Annotated in this window: 1 protein-coding gene (only partly in view); it reads left to right on the forward strand. The window is 74.1% G+C overall.

The annotated features are described in order from the left end of the window. Window positions 1–24,093: the 5' portion of an SDR family NAD(P)-dependent oxidoreductase gene (locus tag ACIGG8_RS08055; protein ID WP_396546382.1), read on the forward strand. It continues 6,360 nt past the right edge of the window; 24,093 of the gene's 30,453 nt are visible here — the first part of the coding sequence; it begins with the start codon at window positions 1–3; its stop codon lies beyond the right edge, outside the window.

The following is a 24,093-nucleotide window of genomic DNA, read 5'->3' on the forward strand; positions in this document are numbered from 1 at the left end:
ATGGCCAGCACGTCCGAGGACAAGCTCCGCGACTACCTCAAGAAGGTCACCGCGGACCTGCGGCGCACGAAGCTGCGCCTGGAGTCCGTCGAGGCGAGGGACGCCGAGCCGATCGCGATCATCGGGATGGCCTGCCGCTACCCCGGCGGCGTCCGCACTCCGGAGGACCTCTGGCGGCTCGTCGCCGACGGCGCCGACGCCATCGGTGACCTCCCGGAAGACCGTGGATGGGACACCGGGGGCCTCTACGACCCCACCCCCGGCACGCCCGGCAAGAGCTACGTGCGCCACGGCGGGTTCGTCGACGGCGTCGCCGACTTCGACGCCGAACTCTTCGGCATCGCCCCCCGCGAGGCCCTCGCCATGGACCCGCAGCAGAGGCTCCTGCTCGAATCCGCCTGGGAGGCCATCGAACGCGCCAGGATCGCCCCCGCCGCCCTGCGCGGCAGCGACACCGGCGTGTTCATCGGCGGCGCCGACACCGACTACGGCTCCCTCGCCCGGCAGGCCGAGGAGACCGAGGGCCACCTCCTCACCGGCGGAGCCGTCAGCGTCCTCTCCGGCCGCATCGCCTACACCCTCGGGCTGGAGGGTCCGGCCGTCACCGTCGACACCGCGTGCTCCTCCGCCCTCGTCGCCCTCCACCTCGCGGTCCGCGCGCTGCGCGCCGGCGAGTGCTCGATGGCCGTCGCCGGCGGCGTCGCCGTCATGCCGACCACCCGGCTGTTCACCGAGTTCTCCCGCCAGCGCGGCCTCGCCCCCGACGGGCGCTGCAAGCCCTTCGCGGAGGCGGCGGACGGCACCTCCTGGGCCGAGGGTGTCGGCGTCCTGCTCGTCGAGCGGCTCTCGGACGCCCGGCGCCTGGGCCACGAGGTCCTCGCCGTCGTCCGCGGCACCGCCGTCAACCAGGACGGTGCCAGCAGTCGGCTGACCGCCCCCAACGGCCCCTCCCAGCAGCGGGTCATCCGCGCCGCCCTCGCCAACGCCCGGCTCACCACCGACCAGGTCGACGCGGTCGAGGCCCACGGCACCGGCACGACCCTCGGCGACCCGATCGAGGCCCAGGCGCTGCTGGCGACGTACGGGCAGGACCGACCGGCCGACCGGCCGCTCTACCTCGGCGGCGTCAAGTCGAACATCGGCCACGCCCAGGCGGCGGCCGGCGTCGCGGGTGTCATCAAGACCGTCATGGCATTGCGTGCCGGGGTGCTGCCGGCCACCCTGCACGTCGACGAGCCGTCCTCGCACGTGGACTGGACGGCCGGCGCCGTCGAACTGCTGACGGAGACCCGCGCCTGGCCGGAGACCGGCCGACCGCGCCGGGCCGGCGTCTCGGCGTTCGGCATCAGCGGGACGAACGCCCACGTGGTCCTGGAGCAGGCGGACGAGGCCGTGGCGGAGAAGCCTGCGGACGCTGCCCCGGTCCCGGCCGTCGTGCCGTGGGTGCTGAGCGGCCGGACGCCGGACGCGCTGCGCGCCCAGGCCGACCGCCTGCGCGACGTCGCGGCGGGCCTGCCGGCCGCTGACGTCGCGGCGGCGCTGGCCACGAGCCGGTCGATGCTCAACCACCGGGCCGTGGTCATCGGTTCGGACCGGGACGCGCTGCTGCGAGGGCTCGACGCGCTGGAGGCGGGCTCGGGCGGGGCCGTCGAGGGAGCGGTCCGGAGCGGCAGGACGGCGTTCCTGTTCTCGGGGCAGGGGTCGCAGCGGCTGGGGATGGGGCGGCAGTTGTACACCCGTTTCCGGGTGTTCGCGGAGGCGTTCGACGCGGTGTGCGCGGAGCTGGATCCGGGCTTGCGCGAGGTGATGTGGGGTGCGGACGAGGAGTTGCTGAACCGGACGGAGTTCGCCCAGGCCGGGTTGTTCGCGGTCGAGGTGGCGCTGTTCCGGCTGGTGGAATCCCTGGGTGTGCGGCCGGAGTTCGTGGCCGGTCACTCGATCGGTGAGGTGGCGGCCGCGCATGTGGCCGGGGTGTTCTCGCTGGCGGACGCCTGCACGCTGGTGAGCGCCCGCGGCCGTCTGATGCAGGCGTTGCCGGCGGGCGGTGCGATGCTGGCCGTGCAGGCGACGGAGGGCGAAGTCCTTCCATTGGTCGGCGAGTTCGTTTCGATCGCGGCCGTCAACGGCCCGACGTCCGTCGTCGTTTCCGGCACGGAGGAGGCCGTCGAGGCGATCCGCGCGCACTTCGCAGACCGCAAGACGACGCGGCTGCGGGTCTCGCACGCGTTCCATTCGCCGCTGATGGATCCGATGCTGGAGGACTTCCGCGCGGTCCTCGACGGGCTGACATACCGGGCGCCGTCGATCCCGCTGGTCTCCAACCTGACCGGCGGCCTGGCGGAGGGCCTGACGTCGCCCGACTACTGGGTGCGCCATGTCCGCGAGGCCGTCCGCTTCGCCGACGGTGTGCGCGCGTTGGAGGCTGCCGGCGTCACCCGCTTCCTGGAGCTCGGCCCCGACGGCGTCCTGACGGCGCTGGCGGCCTCCACTCTTTCCGACGACGCCGTGCTGGCCTCCTCCCTCCGCAAGGGCCAGGACGAGGAAACGAGCGTCCTGACCGCGCTCGCGCACCTGCACGTCACCGGTGCGCCGGTCGACTGGGCCGCGCTCTTCGTCGGCACCGGCGTCCGCCCGGTCGACCTGCCGACCTACGCCTTCCAGCACCGTCGCTACTGGCCCGCCACCGCCCCGACGACCGCAGGCGACCTCGGCGCCGCGGGCCTCGACACCGCCGACCATCCGCTGCTCACCGCCTCGCTCGAACTCTCCGACGACGACGGCCTGTTGTTCACCTCCCGGCTGTCCCGGCAGTCCCACCCCTGGCTCGCCGACCACGTGGTACGCGGCAACGTCCTGCTGCCCGGCACCGCGTTCCTCGAACTCGCCGTCCGCGCCGGGGACGAGGCCGGCTGCGACCGCGTCGAGGAACTGACCCTGGCTGCGCCGCTCGTCCTGCCCGAGCGCGAGGGCGTCCAGCTGCAGCTGCGGGTCGGCGCGGCCGACGAGAACGGCCGCCGCACCTTCACCATCGCCTCCCGGCCCGAGGGTGCCGACGGCCGTGCCTGGGACCAGCACGCGACCGGCGTCCTGGCCGTGGGGGAGACACGCACCGCGTTCGACGCGGCGGTGTGGCCGCCGGCCGGTGCCGAGGCGGTCGACCTGACCGGGCTGTACCAGGGCATGGCCGACGGTGGCTACGCGTACGGCCCGGTGTTCCGGGGCCTGCGAGCGGCCTGGAGGCGAGGGGACGAGGTCTTCGCCGATGTCGCCCTGCCGGAGGGCATCGAGGGCACCGGCTACGGCCTACACCCGGCCCTGCTCGACGCCGTCCTGCACGTGACGGCCTTCAACGGGATGCCGCACGGCGTCGTGCCGTTCTCCTGGGAGGACGTGTCGCTGCACGCCTCCGGCGCGTCCTCGGTGCGCGTGCGCGTCACCCGGACCGGCGAGGAGTCCGTCGCGGTGGCGGTCGCCGACGCCGAGGGCCTGCCGGTGGCGTCCGTGGGGTCGCTGGCCCTGCGCGCGGTGTCGAGCGAGGAGGCGGCGGCCCGGGACGGGTTGTTCCGGGTGGACTGGGTGCCGGTGAGGGCCTCCGACGTGCCGGAGTTCGCGGCGGTGGAGTCGCTGGCGGAGGTGCCGGTGGACGTGCCGCCGGTGGTGGTGATCCGACCGGCGGACGACGACGTGCACGCGCGGACGGCCAGCGTGCTGGGCCTGGTGCAGGGCTGGCTGGCGGAGGAGCGTTTCGCGGCCTCGCGTCTGGTGTTCGTGACGCGCGGCGTGGTGGCGGGCGGGGACCTGCCGGGCGCTGCGGTGTGGGGTCTGGTCCGGTCGGCGATGTCGGAGGAGCCTGGCCGGTTCGGCCTGGTGGATCTGGCGGGTTCGGAAGAACTGCCGCCCGCCGCCCTGGGGGTGGACGAGCCGCAGCTGCTCGTCCGCGACGGGGAGGTCCTCGCGGCCCGGCTCGTGCGCGCCGAATCGGCGGGCGAGCCGGTGGTGTGGGCCGGTGAGGGCAGGGTGCTGATCACCGGCGGCACGGGCGGCCTGGGCCGGGTCGTGGCCCGGCACCTGGCCGTCGAACACGGCGTACGGCGGCTGCTGCTGGTCAGCCGCCGGGGATCGGACGCCGAGGGCACGGACGAACTGCTCGCCGAGCTGGCGGCAGTCGGAGCGGAGGCCGTCGTCGAGGCGTGTGACGTCGCCGATCCGGCGGCGGTGGCGGACCTGTTCGCCCGGCACGAGATCCACGCGGTCGTCCACACGGCCGGCGTGCTCGACGACGGCGTGATCGGCTCGCTGACCCCGGAGCGAGTGAGCGCCGTCCTCCGACCGAAGGCGGACGCGGCCTGGAACCTGCACGAGGCCACGAAGGACCGCGAGTTGGCGGCCTTCGTGCTGTTCTCCTCCGTCTCCGGCGTCTTCGGCGGCCCGGGGCAGGCCGCCTACGCGGCGGGCAACGCCTACCTGGACGCGCTGGCCCTGCACCGCCGCTCGCTCGGCCTGCCCGCCGTCTCGCAGGCCTGGGGCCCGTGGACCCGCGACGGAGGCATGATCGGCACGCTCGCCGACGTCGACCTGCAGCGGATCGCCCGCTCGGGCATGCCGGAGCTCACCCCCGCCGAGGGTGCCGCGCTGTTCGACGCCTCGCTCACGGCGGGCGAGCCCGCGATCCTTCCGGTCCGGCTGGACCTCGCGGCGCTGCGGGCCCGGGACTCGGTGCCCGCCCTGCTGCGCGGACTGGTGCGCGGCCGGGCCCGGCGCGCGGTGGTCGCGGGCTCGGCCACTTCGGTGGGCCTGGCGCAGCGGCTGTCCAGCCTTGGTGTCGACGAGCGGCGGGGGGCCGTCCTGGAGCTGGTGCGCGACCGGATCGCCGTGGTCCTGGGCCACGAGGGCGGCTCGGTCGTCGACCCCTCGCGGGCGTTCCAGGATCTCGGCTTCGACTCGCTGACGGCGGTCGAGCTGCGGAACCGCCTGCGGTCGGCGACCGGTCTCCAGCTGCCGGCCACCGTCGTGTTCGACTACCCGACGGCGAGTGCGCTGGCGGGCTTCGTCCTGGAGGGTCTGTTCGGTGCCGAGGAGGCCGAGGAACTCCCGTCGCCGCTTCCGGTGCCGTCGGACGACCCGGTGGTCATCGTCGGCATGGCCTGCCGCTATCCGGGCGGCGTCGAGTCGCCGGAGGACCTGTGGCGGCTGGTGGCCGACGGCGTGGACGCGGTGTCCGAGTTCCCGACGAACCGCGGCTGGGACGTCGACTCGCTCTACAGCGAGGACCGGTCCGTCCCGGGCACGTCGTACACCCGGCGGGGCGCGTTCCTGCACACCGCCGGGGAGTTCGACCACGAGTTCTTCGGCATGAGTCCGCGCGAGGCGCTGGCGACGGACGCGCAGCAGCGCCTGCTGCTGGAGACGTCGTGGGAGGCCTTCGAGCGGGCCGGCATCGACCCGGTGACGCTGCGCGGCAGCCGGACGGGCGTCTTCGCGGGCATCATGTACACCGACTACCGCTCGCTCCTCGACGGCGAGGAGTTCGAGGGCTTCCGGGGGAACGGCAGCGCCCCCAGTGTCGCCTCCGGCCGGGTGTCCTACACCTTCGGGTTCGAGGGCCCGGCGGTGACGGTGGACACGGCGTGCTCGTCGTCGCTGGTGGCGATGCACCTGGCGGCGCAGGCGCTGCGCGGCGGCGAGTGCTCGTTGGCGCTCGCGGGCGGCGTGACGGTGATGTCGACGCCAGGGACGTTCGTGGAGTTCTCGCGCCAGGGCGGCCTGTCGGCCGACGGCCGGTGCCGTTCGTTCGCGGATGCGGCGGACGGCGTGGGCTGGGGCGAGGGCGTCGGTGTCGTGGTGTTGGAGCGGCTGTCGGACGCCCGTCGCAACGGGCACCGCGTGCTGGCGGTCCTGCGTGGCAGCGCGGTGAACCAGGACGGTGCGTCGAACGGTCTGACGGCGCCGAACGGTCCGTCGCAGCAGCGGGTGATCCGGCAGGCGCTGGCGAGTGCCGGGCTGTCCGCGTCGGACGTGGACGTGGTGGAGGCGCACGGTACGGGGACGACGCTGGGCGACCCGATCGAGGCGCAGGCGCTCCTCGCGACGTACGGGCAGGACCGTGAACTGCCGCTGCTGCTGGGCTCGATCAAGTCGAACATCGGGCACGCGCAGGCGGCGGCCGGTGTCGCGGGCGTGATCAAGATGGTGCTGGCGATGCAGCACGGGGTGCTGCCGCGCACCCTGCACGTGGACGCGCCTTCGTCCCACGTGGACTGGACGGCGGGTGCGGTGGAAGTGCTGGCCGAGGCTCAGGAGTGGCCGGATTCCGGCCGGCTCCGCCGGGCGGGCGTGTCGTCGTTCGGGATCAGCGGGACCAACGCGCACGTGATCCTGGAGCAGGCCGAGCCCGAGGCCGTGCAGGACGCTGCGCCGACGGTGGGCGCGATGCCCTGGGTGGTATCCGCCAGGTCCGAGGCGGCGCTGGACGCTCAGGTCGCGCGGCTGGCGGAGGTCGGTGAACTCCCGGCTGCGGATGTGGCGTTCACGCTGTCCGGGCGGACGGCCTTCCCGCACCGGGTGGTGCTCGTCGACGGCGTCGAGGTGGCCCGAGGGCTTGTGGGTGAGGGCGGGACGGCGTTCCTGTTCTCGGGGCAGGGGTCGCAGCGGCTGGGGATGGGGCGGGAGTTGTACGGCCGGTTCCCGGTGTTCGCTCGGGCTTTCGACGAGGTGTGCGGGGCTCTTGAGGTTCCGCTGCGGGATGTCGTGTGGGGTGCGGACGAGGAGTTGCTGAACCGGACGGAGTTCGCTCAGGCGGGGTTGTTCGCGGTCGAGGTGGCGTTGTTCCGGCTGGTGGAATCCCTGGGTGTGCGGCCGGAGGTCGTGGCCGGTCACTCGATCGGTGAGGTGGCGGCCGCGCATGTGGCCGGGGTGTTCTCGTTGGAGGATGCCTGCGCGCTGGTGGCTGCTCGCGGCCGTCTGATGCAGGCGTTGCCGGCGGGCGGTGCGATGCTGGCCGTGCAGGCGACCGAGGACGAAGTCCTTCCATTGGTCGGCGAGTTCGTGTCGATCGCCGCTGTGAACGGCCCGACCTCTGTCGTCGTTTCCGGGACAGAGGAGGCCGTCGAGGCGATCCGCGCGCACTTCGCCGACCGGAAGACGACGCGGCTGCGGGTCTCGCACGCGTTCCATTCGCCGCTGATGGATCCGATGCTGGCGGACTTCCGCGCGGTCCTCGACGGGCTGACATACCGGGCGCCGTCGATCCCGCTGGTCTCCAACCTGACCGGCGGCCTGGCCGACGGCCTCCAGGGGCCCGACTACTGGGTGCGCCACGTCCGCGAGGCCGTCCGCTTCGCCGACGGTGTGCGCGCGTTGGAGGCTGCCGGCGTCACCCGCTTCCTGGAGCTCGGCCCCGACGGCGTCCTCACCGCGCTCGCGGCCACCTCCCTCTCCGGGGACAGCGTCCTGGCCGCCGCCCTCCGCAAGGACCGGGCCGAGGACACGAGCGTCCTGACCGCGCTTGCGCGCTTGCACGTCACCGGCGCCTACGTCGACTGGGCCGCCCTCCTCGCCGGGACCGGTGCTCGCGCCGTGGAAGTGCCCACGTACGCGTTCCAGCACCGGCACTACTGGCCGGCGGTCACGCTCGCGCGCCGCGGCGACGTCCGGCTCGCGGGGCTCGGTGCTGCCGAGCACCCGCTGCTGGGCGCGGCCGTCGAGCTGGTCAACACGGACGGCTACCTGTTCACCGGTCGGCTGTCGGCCCGTTCGCACGGGTGGCTCGCGGACCACGTCGTCATGGGCTCGGTCCTGGTACCGGGCACGGCTCTGGTCGAGCTGGCGGTGCGGGCCGGGGACGAGGTCGGCTGCGATCTGGTCGAGGAACTGACGCTGGCCGCGCCGCTCGTCCTGCCCGAGCGGGGCGGCGTGCGGGTGCAGGTCTGGGTCGGTGAGCCGGACGCGTCCGGGCGGCGTGCGCTCACGATGCACGGCCGGCCGGACGACGCGGACGGGACGGACTGGATCCTCCACGCGAGCGGTGTGCTGGGCTCGGGCACGGTACCCGTGGCGTTCGAGGCGGCCGTGTGGCCGCCGGCCGGTGCCGAGGCGGTCGACGCGGCCGGGCTGTACGAGGGCCTGGCGGAGGCCGGGTTCGAGTACGGGCCGGCGTTCCGGGGCCTGCGGGCGGCCTGGCGGCGCGGGGACGAGGTCTTCGCGGAGGTCGCCCTGCCCGAGGGGACTGACGGCAGTGGCTTCGGCCTGCACCCGGCGCTGTTCGACGCCTGCCTCCACGCGTTCGCGCTGACCGGGTCCGACGAGCGCGGCGTGCCGTTCGCGTGGGAGGACGTGGCGCTGCACGCCTCCGGCGCGTCGTCGGTCCGGGTGCGGCTGACGCCGTCGGCGGGCGGTGGGGTGTCGCTCGCGATCGCCGACACGGAGGGGAACCCGGTGGCGACCGTCGGGTCGCTGGTCGTGCGCCCGGTGCCGGCGAGTGAGGCGGGCCCGGTGGGCCGGGACGGGTTGTTCCGGGTGGACTGGGTGCCGGTCAAGACGGCCGCTGCGACGGAGTTCGTGGTGGTGGAGTCGCTGGCGGAGGTGCCGGCGGACGTGCCGCCGGTGGTGGTGATCGAGACGGCCGCCGATGAGGTGCACGCGCGGACGGCCAGCGTGCTGGGCCTGGTGCAGGGCTGGCTGGCGGAGGAGCGTTTCGCGGCCTCGCGTCTGGTGTTCGTGACGCGCGGGGTGGTGGCGGGCGAGGACCTGGCCGGCGCAGCGGTGTGGGGTCTGGTCCGGTCGGCGATGTCGGAGGAGCCTGGCCGGTTCGGCCTGGTGGATCTGGCGGGTTCGGAAGAACTGCCGCCCGCCGCCCTGGGTTTGGACGAGCCGCAGCTGCTCGTCCGCGACGGGGAGGTCCGGGCCGCTCGTCTGGTACGGACGGAGGCCGCGGCCGGAGCGGTGGTGTGGCCGAGTGGCGGCACGGTCCTGATCACCGGCGGTACGGGCGGTCTCGGCAAGGTCGTGGCCCGGCACCTGGCGGCCGAGCACGGCGTGCGCAGCCTGCTTCTGGTGAGCCGCCGGGGCACGGATGCCGAGGGCGTCGACGCGCTGCTCGGCGAGCTGGCTGCGCTCGGCGCGGAGGTGGTGGTCGAGGCCTGCGACGTGGCTGATGAGGCCGCTGTTGTTGAGCTGTTCGCCCGGCACGAGATCCGCGCGGTCGTCCACACGGCGGGGGTGCTCGACGACGGTGTGATCGGCTCGCTGACCCCCGAGCGTGTCTCCGCCGTTCTGCGTCCGAAGGCGGACGCGGCGTGGAACCTGCACCGAGCCGGCGAGGACGTCGAGGTGTTTGTTCTCTTCTCCTCCGTCGCCGGCACATTCGGCAGTGCGGGCCAGGCCGCCTATGCGGCGGGCAACGCCTGTCTGGACGCCCTGGCGGTCCACCGCCGCTCGCTCGGCCTGCCCGCCGTCTCGCTCGCCTGGGGCCCCTGGTCCGACGTGGCCGGAATGACCGGCACCCTCACCGACGCCGAGGCCGAGCGCATCGCCCGGCTCGGCCTGTCGGCCATCTCCCCGGAGCAGGGCGTCGCGCTCTTCGACGCCGGGCTCGCCACCGGACACCCGGCCGTTCTGCCGGTCCGCCTCGACCTCGCGGCGATGGCCGCGCACGGCGAGGTGCCCGCCCTGCTGCGCGGCATGGTGCGGGGCCGCGTGCGACGCGCCGTCGTCGCCGGTTCGGCTGTGTCGGCGGGCCTGGCGCAGCGCCTGTCAGGCCTGGGGGGCGACGAGCGGCGGGCGGCCGGCCTGGACCTGGTACGCGACCAGATCGCGCTCGTGCTGGGCCACGACGCCGGCTCGGCGGTCGATCCGTCGAAGGCGTTCCAGGACCTCGGCTTCGACTCGCTGACTGCGGTCGAACTGCGCAACCGGCTCACGTCGGTGACCGGTCTCCAGCTGCCGGCCACCGTCGTGTTCGACTACCCGACCGCCCAGGCACTCGCCGGCTTCCTGCTGGAGCGCCTGTTCGGCACCGAGGGCGTCGTCCACGTCCCCGAGGCGCTGCCGTCGCTGTCGGACGACCCGATCGTGATCGTCGGGATGGCCTGCCGCTACCCGGGTGGCGTCGAGTCGCCGGAGGACCTGTGGCGGCTGGTGGCCGACGGCGTGGACGCGGTGTCCGGCTTCCCGACGGACCGCGGCTGGGACGTCGGGACCCTCTACGACCCGGACCCGGACCACGTCGGGACCTCCTCCACGCGCTCCGGCGGATTCCTGCACACCGCCGGGGAGTTCGACCACGAGTTCTTCGGGATGAGCCCGCGCGAGGCGCTGGCGACGGACGCGCAGCAGCGCCTGTTGCTGGAGACCTCGTGGGAGGCCTTCGAGCGGGCCGGGATCGACCCGGTGACGCTGCGCGGCAGCCGGACGGGTGTCTTCGCGGGCGTGATGTACGCGGACTACGCGAGCCTGCTGGGCGGTGGCGAGTTCGAGGGCTACCAGGGCAGCGGCAGCGCGGGAAGCGTGGCCTCGGGCCGCGTCTCGTACACGCTCGGCCTGGAGGGTCCGGCGGTGACCGTCGACACGGCGTGCTCGTCGTCGCTGGTGGCCATGCACCTGGCGGCGCAGGCGCTGCGCGGCGGCGAGTGCTCGTTGGCGCTCGCGGGCGGCGTCACCGTGATGTCGACGCCGAACACCTTCGTTGAGTTCTCCCGGCAGGGTGGCCTGTCGGCGGACGGCAGGTGCCGTTCGTTCGCGGACGCGGCCGACGGCGTCGGCTGGGGCGAGGGCGTCGGCATGGTCGTACTGGAGCGTCTGTCGGACGCGCGCCGCAGCGGTCACCGGGTGCTGGCGGTCCTGCGGGGGAGCGCCGTCAACCAGGACGGTGCCTCCAACGGGCTGACGGCGCCGAACGGCCCGTCCCAGCAGCGCGTAATTCGGCAGGCTCTCGCGAGCGCCGGGCTGTCGGCGTCGGATGTGGACGCGGTGGAGGCGCACGGCACGGGGACGACGCTGGGCGATCCGATCGAGGCGCAGGCGCTCCTCGCGACGTACGGCCAGAACCGCGAACTGCCCTTGTTGCTCGGCTCGATCAAGTCGAACATCGGCCATTCCCAGGCCGCGGCCGGTGTGGCCGGCGTGATCAAGATGGTACTGGCGATGCAGCACGGCTTGCTGCCGCGGACCCTGCACGTGGACGCGCCCTCCTCGCACGTCGACTGGACGGCCGGTGCGGTCGAACTGCTCACCGAGCGCACGGAGTGGCCGGCCACCGGCCATCCGCGCCGCGCGGGCGTGTCGTCCTTCGGGATCAGCGGGACCAACGCGCACGTGATCCTGGAGCAGGCCGAGCCCGAGGTGGTGCAGGAGGCCGCCGTCACGGCGGCGGTGATGCCCTGGGTGGTATCGGCGAAGTCCGAAGCGGCGCTGGACGCTCAGGTCGCGCGGCTGACGGAGCTCAATGAACTCCCGGCTGCGGATGTGGCGTTCACCCTGGCCGGGCGGTCGCTCTTCCCGCACCGTGCGGTGGTCGTCGACGGGGCAGAGGTGGCCCGAGGGGTCTCGGCCGAGGGAAGGACCGCGTTCCTCTTCTCCGGTCAGGGGTCGCAACGGCTCGGTATGGGTCGGGAGTTGTATGCGCGGTTCCCGGTGTTCGCGGCGGCGTTCGACGCGGTGTGCGCGCAGTTCGACCTGCCCGTTCGCGAGATCGTGTGGGGCGAGGACGAGGAACTGCTGAACCGGACCGTGTACGCCCAGGCGGGGTTGTTCGCGGTCGAGGTGGCGTTGTTCCGGCTGGTGGAATCCCTGGGTGTGCGGCCGGAGTTCGTGGCCGGGCACTCGATCGGTGAGGTCGCGGCTGCGCATGTGGCCGGGGTGTTCTCGCTGGCGGACGCCTGTGCGCTGGTGGCTGCGCGCGGTCGGCTGATGCAGGCGTTGCCGGCGGGCGGTGCGATGCTGGCGGTGCAGGCGGCGGAGGAGGAAGTCCGGCCGCTGCTGGGTGACTTCGTCTCGATCGCGGCCGTCAACGGTCCGACCTCGGTCGTCGTGTCCGGCGCCGTGGAGGCCGTCGAGGCGGTCGGCGTGCACTTCGCCGACCGCCGGACGACGCGGCTGCGCGTGTCGCACGCGTTCCACTCCCCGCTGATGGACCCGATGCTGGACGACTTCCGTACGGTTGTCGACGGGCTGACCTACGGCGTGCCTTCGATCCCGCTGGTCTCCAACCTCACCGGCGGACTGGGCGAGGACTTCACGACCCCCGACTACTGGGTGCGCCACGTCCGCGAGGCCGTCCGCTTCGCCGACGGCATCCGGACCCTGGACGAGGCCGGCGTCACCCGCTACCTCGAACTCGGCCCCGACGCCGTCCTCACCGCCCTGACCGCGACTGCGCTGCCCGACGGCGAAGCCGAAGCGATCCCCGCGCTCCGCCGCGACCGGGCCGAGGAGCACACCCTCGTCGACGCCCTCGCCCGTCTCCACGTCCGCGGTGCCACCGTGGACTGGGCCGCGCTGTTCGCCGCCACCGGTGCCCGGCACGTCGACCTGCCGACCTACGCCTTCCAGCGCCGCCGCTTCTGGCCCGCGCCCCTCGCCGCCCGTGGCGGCGACGTCCGCTCCGCCGGCCTCGGCGCCACCACGCACCCCATGCTGGGTGCCGCCGTCGAACTGGCCGACGAGGACGGGCTGCTGCTCACCGGATGCCTGTCGACGGCCACGTTCCCGTGGCTGGCCGACCACATCGTCCGAGGCGCGGTCCTGGTCCCCGGCGCGGGCCTGCTCGAACTGGCGCTGCGGGCCGCGGCCGAGGTGGGCTGCGGCCTGGTGGAGGAGCTGACGCTGGCAGCACCGCTGGTCCTGCCCGAGCACGGTGCGCTCCAGCTCCAGCTCCGCGTCGGGACACCGGACGCCACCGGCGGCCGGGAGCTCACCATCCACTCCCGGCCGGACGGGGACCCGGACGCCGGGTGGGTGCGGCACGCGGCCGGTTCGCTGGCCGTCTCCGGAGCCGTCGAGGCCGAGGCCTTCGATGTCTGGCCGCCGGTCGGCGCGGAGCCGCTGGCGATGGAGGGCGCGTACGAGCGGATGGCGGAGGCCGGGTTCGGCTACGGCCACGCCTTCCGGGGCCTTCGGGCGGCCTGGCGGCGCGGCGACGAGCTGTTCGCGGAGGTCGAACTCCCCGAGGGCGTCGAGGCGGACGGTTTTGGTGTGCACCCGGCGCTCCTCGACGCGGCCATGCACGTCGCCATCGTGGACGCCGGAAGCGACGACACCGTGGTCCCGTTCGCGTGGACGGGTGCCGCGCTGCGCGCCGTCGGCGCCTCGGAGGTGCGGGTGCGGATCGTGCGGCTCGACGGCGGCGGGCTGCGGCTCGACCTCGCCGACCCGGCGGGCGACCCCGTGCTGACGGTGACCTCCGTGACGGGCCGGGCCGTTTCGGCGGAGCAGCTGGGATCGGTCGACCCGCTCTACGCGGTGGAGTGGGCGGCGCTGCCGGCCGCCCCGGACGCGGACACGGAGTGGACGGACTGGGACGCCCTGCCCGCCGAGGGCCCGGCTCCCGAGACCGTCGTCCTGGACTGCGGCGCCTTCGCGAGCCCCGAGGACGTCCCGAGCGGTGTCCGCGTGAACCTCCACGCCGTACTGGCGGTCCTCCAGGTGTGGCTGGCGGAGGAGCGGTTCGCGGTGTCGCGGCTGGTGGTGGTGACGCGGGGTGCGGTGGCGGTGGGTGAGGGTGAGCCGGTGGATCTGGCGCAGGCTCCGGTGTGGGGTCTGGTGCGGTCCGCGCAGGCCGAGAACCCGGGCCGGTTCGTCCTGCTGGACACGGACGGAGAGGTGCTGATCACCGCCGAGCCGGAGTCGGCCGTGCGCGGTGGAGTCGTCCACGTGCCGCGCCTGGGCCGTCTCCCGCAGCCGGAGGGTCCGCTGCCGGTCGGCGCGGACGACACGGTGCTGATCACCGGCGGCACGGGGGGCCTGGGTGCTGTCGTGGCGCGCTACCTGGTGGGTGAGTGCGGGGTTCGCAGTCTGGTGCTGACGAGCCGTCGTGGTCCGGAGGCGCCGGGTGCGGCGGAGCTGGTGGCGGAGTTGTCCGCGCTCGGCGCGGCTGTCGACGTCCGTGCGTGTGACATGGCGGACCGGGAGGCTGTGGCCGCTCTGATCGAGGCGGTTCCGAGCCTGTCGGCCGTGGTCCATGCCGCGGGTCTCGGTGACAACGGTCTGGTCGGTGCGCTCACGCCCGAGCGCATGGACACGGTCCTGGCGCCGAAGGCCGATGGTGCCTGGTATCTGCACGAGCTGACGAGTCACCTGGATCTGACCGCTTTCGTGATGTTCTCCTCCGCCGGTGGTCTGGTTCTGACCGCGGGCCAGGGCAACTACGCGGCCGCGAACGTCTTCCTCGACGGCCTCGCCGCCCACCGCCGCGCCGCCGGGCTGCCCGCGACCTCGATGGCCTACGGCATGTGGGACGTCGGCGCCGGCCTCGGCCGTGACCTCGCGGACGTCGACCGGACGCGGATGGCCACCCAGGGCGTTCCCGTCCTCGACCAAGCGACCGGCCTCGCCCTCTTCGCCACCGCCCTACGGAGCGAGCGCGCCGCCGTCGTCCCGATCCGGGTCGACGTCGCCGCCCTGCGCGCCCGCACCGACGAGGTCCCCGCACTCCTGCGCGCCCTCGCCGCACCGCGCCGGCGCGCCGAGCTGCCCGCGAGCGGCCGCGCGGCCGAGACCGACCTGGCCAGGCGCCTCGCCGGGCTTGGGGAGAACGAGGGCCGGCGCCTGGCGCTGGAACTCGTGCGGACGGAGGTCGCGGCCGTGCTCGGCCACGCGTCCGCGGAGGCGATCGCGCCCGAGCGCGCGTTCCAGGAGCTCGGCTTCGACTCCCTGGCCGCGACCGACCTGCGCAACCGCCTCAACAAGCGCACGGGCCTGCGCCTGCCCGCCACCCTCGCCTTCGACCACCCCAACGCCCGGGCTGTCGCGGAGCACCTCCTCGACCTGGCCGGCGCGGGTACGGAGTCGACGCCGACGACCGGCGCCGGCGTCCGTCCGCACACCTCCGACGAGCCGATCGCGATCGTCGGCATGGCCTGCCGCTACCCCGGCGGCGCGGCCACGCCCGAGGAGCTGTGGCGGCTGCTGGTCGACGGTGTCGACACCGTCACCGGACTGCCGACCGACCGCGGCTGGGACATCGAGCACCTCTACGACCCCGAGCCCGGCAAGGAGGGCCACAGCTACACCCGCCACGGCAGCTTCCTCCACGACGCCGGCGACTTCGACCCCGGCTTCTTCGGGATCTCCCCGCGCGAGGCCCTCTACATGGACCCGCAGCAGCGGCTCCTGCTGGAGACCTCGTGGGAGGCGCTGGAGCGGGCCGGCATCGACCCGCTGTCCCTGCGCGGCAGCCGGACGGGCGTCTTCGCGGGCGTGATGTACCACGACTACGCGCTCAACACGAACCCCTCGGGCACCAGCGGCGGCAGCGTCGTCTCCGGCCGGGTGTCCTACACACTGGGCCTGGAAGGCCCGGCGGTGACCGTGGACACCGCGTGCTCGTCGTCCCTCGTCGCCCTGCACCTGGCGGTCCAGGCGCTGCGCAGCGGCGAGTGCTCGCTGGCCCTCGCGGGCGGCGCGACGGTGATGTCGACGCCGGGCATGTTCATCGAGTTCTCGCGGCAGCGGGGGCTGTCCGCGGACGGCCGGTGCAAGGCGTTCGCGGGCGCGGCGGACGGTGTGGGCTGGTCGGAGGGCGTCGGCGTGCTGCTCGTCGAGCGGCTGTCCGACGCGGAGCGGAACGGGCACCGGGTGCTCGCGGTGATCCGCGGCACCGCCGTCAACCAGGACGGCGCGAGCAACGGCTTCTCGGCGCCGAACGGCCCGTCGCAGCAGCGGGTCATCCACCAGGCGCTGGCGAGCGCCGGGCTGTCCCCGTCGGACGTGGACGCCGTCGAGGCCCACGGGACGGGGACGACGCTGGGCGACCCGATCGAGGCGCAGGCGCTGCTCGCGACGTACGGGCAGGACCGTGAACTGCCGCTGCTGTTGGGCTCGATCAAGTCGAACATCGGGCATGCGCAGGCGGCGGCCGGCGTGGCCGGCGTGATCAAGATGGTGCTGGCGATGCAGCACGGCGTGCTGCCGAAGTCGCTGCACATCGACCGACCCTCGCCGCACGTCGAGTGGTCGGAAGGCGCGGTCGAGCTGCTGGCCGAGGCCCGGGACTGGCCTGAGACCGGCCGCCCGCGCCGGGCGGGCGTGTCCGCCTTCGGGATCAGCGGGACCAATGCGCACGTGATCGTGGAGCAGGGACCCCAGTCCGTGGCCGAACCTGCTGCTGGTGGGCTGGAGCGGGGCACGCTTCCGTGGCTGCTCGCCGCGGCGACGCCGGAGGCCCTGCGAGTGCAGGCCGAGCGGCTCGCGACCTTCGTCGGCGCGCGGCCGGAGCTCGACGCACTGGACGTCGCTCACTCGCTCGTCGCGACGCGTCCGGCGCTGGAGCACCGCGCGGTGCTGGTCGGCGCGGACCGGGAGGAGCTGCTGGCCGGGCTGGACGCGCTGAGCCGGGGTGAACTCGCTCCGGGCGCGGCCACCTCGTCCGCCCGCGCGGGTGGGGCGACGGCGTTCTTGTTCGCCGGGCAGGGCTCGCAACGCCTCGGCATGGGAAGGGAGTTGTACGCCACGTTCCCGGTGTTCGCCCGGGCGTTCGACGAGGTGTGCGCGACGCTGGAACTTCCGGTCCGGGATGTCGTCTGGGGTTCGGACGCGGAGCGGCTCAACCGGACGGAGTACGCCCAGGCCGGCCTGTTCACCGTCGAGGTGGCGCTCTACCGTCTCGTCGAATCGCTGGGTGTGCGGCCGGACTTCGTGGCCGGTCACTCGATCGGTGAGGTTGCTGCGGCGCACGTGGCCGGGGTGTTCTCGCTGGAGGACGCCTGCGCTCTGGTCGCCGCCCGTGGCCGTCTGATGCAGGCGCTGCCTTCGGGTGGCGCGATGCTGGCGGTGCAGGCGACGGAGGAAGAAGTCCTGCCGCTGCTCGGTGAGTTCGTCTCGATCGCGGCCGTCAACGGCCCGCGCTCCCTGGTCGTGTCCGGCACGGAGGAGGCCGTCGCGGAGATCGAGGAACACTTCGCCGGCCGTCGGACGACCCGCCTTCGCGTGTCCCATGCCTTCCACTCGCCGCTGATGGACCCGATGCTGGAGGACTTCCGTACGGTCCTCAACGGACTGACGTACCACGCGCCGTCGATCCCGTTGGTCTCCAACCTGACCGGCGGCCTGTCGGAGTGCCCGACGTCGCCCGACTACTGGGTGCGCCACGTCCGCGAGGTCGTCCGCTTCGCCGAAGGCATCCGCACCCTCCACGAGGCCGGTGTCCGCCGTTACCTCGAACTCGGCCCCGACACCGTCCTTTCCAACCTCGTGCAGGGCATCCTCGACGACCCCCTCGCCGCCGGCGGGTGCGTCGTGCCCACCCTGCACGCGGACCGGGACGAGGAGACGAGCCTGGTCGGCGCGCTCGGACGGCTGTACGCGGCCGGCGCCGAGGTGGACTGGTCCGTCCTCTTCGCCGGCACCGGAGCCCGGACGGTGGAACTGCCCACCTACGCGTTCCAGCACCGCCGGTTCTGGCTCGACGCGACGACCCCGCTCGGCGACCTGGGCGCGGTCGGCGTGGGCGCCTTCGCGCACCCGCTGCTCGGCGCGGCCGTCGACCTGTCCCACACGGACGGGTTCCTCCTCACCGGCCGGGTGTCGCTGGAGTCCCACCCGTGGCTGGCCGATCACCAGGTCCTGGACACCGTCCTGGTGCCGGGCGCGGCGCTGGTCGAACTCGCCTTGCGGGCCGCCGCCGAGGTGGGCTGTGAGTCGGTGGAGGAACTGACCCTCGCCGCACCGCTGGTGCTTCCGGAGCGGGGCGCCGTCCAGCTGCACGTGCGGGTCGGTGGCCCGGACGCCTCGGACCGGCGTGCGCTGGCCATCCACTCGCGGCCGGACGGGGATCCGGACGCCGGGTGGGTCCAGCACGCAGCCGGTGTACTCGCCCTCGGCGCTCCCGAGACGGGTACGTTCGACGCTGAGGTCTGGCCGCCGGTCGGTGCGGAGCCGCTGCCGGTGGAGGGTGCGTACGAGCGGATGGTGGAGGCCGGGTTCGGCTACGGCCCGGTGTTCCGGGGCCTGCGCGCGGCCTGGCGGCGCGGCGACGAGCTGTTCGCCGAGGTCGTGCTGCCGGAGGGCGTCGAGACCGACGGCTTCGGTGTGCACCCGGCGCTGCTCGACGCGGCCATGCACGCCGCGATCCTGGCCGGTGGCGAGCGGGAGACGGTGATCCCGTTCGCGTGGACCGGGGTGTCCCTGTCCGCCGTCGGCGCCTGCGCGGTGCGGGTGCGGATCGTCCGGCTCGACGGTGGCGGGCTGCGGCTCGACCTCGCCGATCCGGCGGGCGGTCCGGTGCTGGCCGTGGCCTCGATGGTGGGCCGGGCGGTGTCCGCGGAGCAACTGGGCTCGGTGGACCCGCTCTACGGGATCGAGTGGGCGGAGCTGTCGAACGGGCCTGCCGAAGAGAGCTCCTGGGCTCGGTGGGAGGACGTGTCGAACTCCGAGGAGCCGACGCCCGACGTGGTCGTCCTCGACTGCGGTGCTTTCGCGGACCCCGAGGACGTCCCGAGCGGTGTCCGCGTGAATGTCCACGCCGTACTGGTGGTCCTGCAGGCGTGGCTGGCGGGGGAGCGGTTCGCGGTGTCGCGGCTGGTGGTGGTGACGCGGGGTGCGGTGGCGGTGGGTGAGGGTGAGCCGGTGGATCTGGCGCAGGCTCCGGTGTGGGGTCTGGTGCGGTCCGCGCAGGCGGAGAACCCGGGCCGGTTCGTCCTGCTGGACACGGACGGGGAGGTGATCGTCACCGCCGAGCCGGAGTCGGCCGTGCGCGGTGGAGTCGTCCACGTGCCGCGCCTGGGCCGTCTCCCGCAGCCGGAGGGTCCGCTGCCGGTGGGTGCAGGCGACACGGTGCTGATCACCGGCGGCACGGGCGGTCTGGGTGCCGTCGTGGCGCGCTACCTGGTGGGTGAGTGCGGGGTTCGCAGTCTGGTGCTGACGAGCCGTCGTGGTCCGGAGGCGCCGGGTGCGGCGGAGCTGGTGGCGGAGTTGTCCGCGCTCGGCGCGGCTGTCGACGTCCGTGCCTGCGACATGGCGGACCGGGAGGCTGTGGCCGCTCTGATCGAGGCGGTTCCGGGCCTGTCGGCCGTGGTCCACGCGGCCGGTGTCGGTGACAACGGTCTGGTCGGTGCGCTCACGCCCGAGCGCATGGACACGGTCCTGGCGCCGAAGGCCGATGGTGCCTGGTATCTGCACGAGTTGACGGGTCACCTGGATCTGACCGCTTTCGTGATGTTCTCCTCTGCCGGTGGTCTGGTTCTGACCGCGGGCCAGGGCAACTACGCGGCCGCGAACGTCTTCCTCGACGGCCTGGCCGCCCACCGCCACGCCGCCGGCCTGCCCGCCACCTCGATGGCCTACGGCCTCTGGGACGTCGGCGCCGGCCTCGGCGAGCACCTCATGGAGCTCAATCGCAACCGCATGGCCGCCCAGGGTGTCCCGCCGCTCTCCCGCGAGGCCGGTCTGGCGCTGTTCGCCACCGCCCTGCGGAGCGAGCGCGCGGCCGTCGTCCCGATCCGGGTCGACGCCGCGGCCCTGCGTGCCCGCACCGACGAGGTCCCCGCGCTCCTGCGCGCCCTCGTCCCGGCCGCCCGCCGCACGGCGGCCCACGCTCCGGTGTCGGCTGCACCGGCCGACGCTCCCGCTGCCCGGTTCGCCGGGCTGACGGAGGCGGAGCAGCGGCGGACGGTCCTCGACCTCGTCCGGGCCCGGGTGGCGGGGCTGCTCGGCCACGAGTCGGGCGACGCGATCGAGCCGGACCGCGCGTTCCAGGAGCTCGGCTTCGACTCCCTCGCCGCGACGGACCTGCGCAACCAGCTCAACACCGTCACCGGTCTGCGCCTGCCCGCGACCCTCGCCTTCGACCACCCGAACGCCGAGGCCGTGACGGACCTCATCGTCGCCGAGCTCGGCGTGCGGAACGCTGCCGCCGGCGGCGAGGCATCCCGGGCCGAGGCCGACCTTCGCGCCGCGCTGCAGTCGATCCCGACCCGCCGCCTGCGCGACGCAGGCCTGGTCGACGCCCTGCTCGACCTGGCCGACGACCGGGTCCGTTCCACCGACGCCGAGACGGACGTTCCGGTGGCGTCGGAGGTCCGCCACGACCCGATCGCGATCGTGGGCATGGCCTGCCGCTACCCGGGCGGGGTGACCACGCCCGAGCAGCTCTGGCAGCTGGTGACGTCGGGCGCGGACGCGATCTCCCCGTTCCCCGCCGACCGCGGCTGGGACCTCTCGACGCTCCGCACCGAGGACTCGTACTACACCCGCGCAGGCGGATTCCTCGACGGTGCCGCCGAGTTCGACCCCGGCTTCTTCGGGATCTCCCCGCGCGAGGCCCTCGCGATGGACCCGCAGCAGCGGCTCACGCTGGAACTCTCCTGGGAGGCCCTGGAGCGTGCCGGCATCGACCCGACCGGCCTGCGCGGCACCCGCACGGGCGTCTTCACCGGCGTGATGTACCACGACTACCCGGGCAGCGACGGCAACGGCAGTGTCGTGGCCGGCCGTGTCTCGTACGAACTCGGCCTGGAAGGCCCGGCCGTCGCCGTGGACACCGCCTGCTCGTCCTCCCTGGTCGCGCTGCACCTGGCCGTCCAGGCGCTGCGTCAGGGCGACTGCTCGCTCGCGATCACCGGCGGCGTGACGGTGATGGCCACGCCGGGCGTGTTCGCCGAGTTCGGCCGCCAGGGCGCGCTCGCCCCCGACGGGCGGTGCAAGTCGTTCGCGACCGCCGCCGACGGCACGGGTTTCGCCGAGGGCGCGGGCTTCCTGGTCGTCGAGCGGTTGTCGGACGCGCTGCGCAACGGGCACCCGGTGCTCGCGCTCGTGCGCGGCAGCGCGGTGAACCAGGACGGTGCGTCGAACGGTCTGACGGCGCCGAACGGACCGTCGCAGCAGCGGGTGATCCGGCAGGCGCTCGCCAACGCGCGCCTCGGCGCCGACCAGGTCGACGTGGTCGAGGCGCACGGCACGGGCACGACACTGGGCGACCCGATCGAGGCCCAGGCGCTGCTCGCCACCTACGGCCAGGGCCGCCCCGAGGAACTGCCTCTCCTCCTCGGCTCGATCAAGTCGAACATCGGCCACACCCAGGCCGCGGCCGGTGTCGCCGGTGTGATCAAGATGGTGATCGCGATGCACAACGGCGAGCTGCCGTCGACGCTGCACGTCGACGAGCCGAGCGACAAGGTGGACTGGTCGGAGGGGGCCGTACGGCTCCTGACCGAGCGCCGGGCCTGGGCGCCGGGCGAACGGCCGCGCCGCGCCGGTGTGTCCTCCTTCGGCATCAGCGGCACCAACGCCCACGTGATCATCGAGGAGGCCCCGGCCGCACCGGCGCAGGCCGCGCCCACGGATGGGCGAGGTGAGCCCGGGGCCGTCCCGTGGCTGCTGTCCGCCGCGACCCCGGAGGCCCTGCGGGCGCAGGCCGAGCGGCTGCTCGTGGCCGACGCCGCCGCCGACGCCCGTCCGATGGACGTCGCGTACTCGCTGGCGACGACCCGCGCCGCGCTCGAACACCGCGCGGCCGTGGTCGGCGACGGGACGGAGCAACTCCTGGCCGGCCTTCGGGCGGTGGCGGACGGTCAGGCGCCGACCGGCGTTGCCACGAGCGGGCGGGTGGCCTTCCTCTTCTCCGGGCAGGGCTCGCAACACCTGGGCATGGGACGGGAGTTGTATGCGCGCTTCCCGGTGTTCGCGGAGGCGTTCGATGAGGTGTGCGCGGCGCTGGACGTGCCCGTGCGCGAGGTCGTGTGGGGCGAGGACGAGGAGTTGATCAATCAGACCGCGTACGCCCAGGCGGGGCTGTTCGCGGTCGAGGTGGCGCTCTACCGGCTCGTCGAATCCCTCGGCCTGCGGCCGGAGTTCGTGGCCGGGCACTCGATCGGCGAGGTGGCGGCCGCGCATGTGGCCGGGGTGTTCTCGCTGGAGGACGCGTGCGCGCTGGTGGCTGCTCGCGGCCGTCTGATGCAGGCGCTGCCGGCGGGCGGCGCGATGCTCGCCGTGCAGGCGGCGGAGGACGAAGTCCTTCCGCTGCTGGATGACTTCGTGTCGATCGCCGCCGTCAACGGCCCGCGCTCGATCGTCGTCTCCGGCACGGAAGAAGCCGTGGAGACGATCCGCGCGCACTTCGCGGATCGGAAGACGAACCGGCTGCGCGTGTCCCACGCGTTCCACTCGCCACTGATGGACCCGATGCTGGAGGACTTCCGCACGGTGCTCAACGGGCTGACGTACCAGGCGCCGTCGATCCCGATGGCCTCCAACCTGACCGGGGGCCTGGCCGACGGCCTCCAGACACCCGACTACTGGATGCGCCACGTTCGCGAGGCGGTCCGCTTCGCCGACGGCATCCGGACCCTGCACGAGGCCGGCGTCCGCCGCTACCTCGAACTCGGCCCCGACGCCGTCCTCACCGCCCTCACCGCGAGCGCGCTGCCCGACGGCGAGGCCGAAGCGATCCCGGCGCTGCGCCGCGGCCGCGACGAGGAGCGCACCGTCGTCGAGGCCCTGGCCCGCCTGCACGTGCTCGGTGTGCCGGTGGACTGGTCCGGCCTCTACGAGGGGACGGGCGCCCGCCGGATCGCCCTTCCGACGTACGCCTTCCAGCACCGCCGCTTCTGGTCGGACGCCTCGGCGTTCTTCCCCACGGCCGAGTCCGTCGGGCTCCGGAACGCCGAGCACCCGCTGCTCACCGGTGCGCTCGAACTGGCCGGTTCCGCCGGGCTGGTGTTCACCGGCCGGCTGTCGGCCCGGTCGCACGGATGGCTGGCGGATCACGTCGTCATGGGTTCGGTCCTGGTGCCGGGCACGGCGCTGGTGGAACTGGCCGTGCGTGCCGGGGACGAGGCCGGCTGCGACCTCGTCGAGGAGCTGACCATGGCCGCACCGCTCGTGCTGCCCGAGGACGGGTCCGTCCGGATCCAGGTGCGTCTGGCCGAGCCGGACGAGTCCGGCCGTCGCGCGGTCGGCATCCACTCCACGGCGGACACCGGTCCGGATCCGGTCTGGACCTTGCACGCGAGCGGTGTGCTGGGCTCGGGCGCGGTGCCGGCCGACTTCGACGCCTCGGTCTGGCCGCCGGCCGGTGCCGAGCAACTGGACCTCACCGGGCTGTACGAGGGCCTGGCGGAGGCCGGGTTCGGGTACGGTCCGGCGTTCCGGGGGCTGCGCGCGGCCTGGCGCCGCGGGGACGAGGTCTTCGCGGAGGTCGCCCTGCCCGAGGGCACGGAGGGCACGGGCTTCGGCCTGCACCCGGCGCTGTTCGACGCCTGCCTGCACGGCTTCGCCCTGGCCGGGTCCGGAGAGAGCGGCGGTGTGCCGTTCGCGTGGGAGGACGTGGCGCTGCATGCCTCCGGGGCGCCGGCGGTGCGGGCGCGCCTGACGCGGTCCGCCTCCGGCGCGCTCTCGCTCGCGCTGGCGGACGCCGACGGCAGGCCGGTGGCCTCGGTCGGCGCGCTGACGGTGCGCCCGATCGCCGCCGAGGAGACGGCCGCGGGCTCGCGGGTCGGCCGGGACGAGCTCTTCCGGGTGGACTGGGTGCCGGTGAGGGTTTCTGCCAGCGCGGAGTTCGTGGAAGTCACCTCGCTCGCGGAGGTGCCGGCGGACGTCCCGCCCGTCGTGGTGCTCGCGCCCGCCCCCGGCGAGGTGCACGCGCGGACGGCGTGGGCGCTGGAGGTGGTGAAGGGCTGGCTGGCCGAGGAGCGTTTCGCGGCTTCCCGGCTGGTGTTCGTGACGCGCGGCGTGGTGGCGGGCGAGGACCTGCCGGGCGCTGCGGTGTGGGGTCTGGTGCGGTCGGCGATGGCTGAGGAGCCGGGCCGGTTCGGCCTGGTGGACCTGGCGGGGGAGGAGGAACTGCCGTCCCCTGCCCTGGGCCTGGACGAGCCGCAACTGCTGGTTCGCGACGGGGAGATCCTTGCGGCCCGACTCGCTCGCACCGAACCGACGGCCGACGCGACA

It is taken from the genome of Kitasatospora sp. NPDC085464 (assembly GCF_044541955.1).
In the GTDB taxonomy this organism is placed as follows: Bacteria; Actinomycetota; Actinomycetes; order Streptomycetales; family Streptomycetaceae; genus Kitasatospora.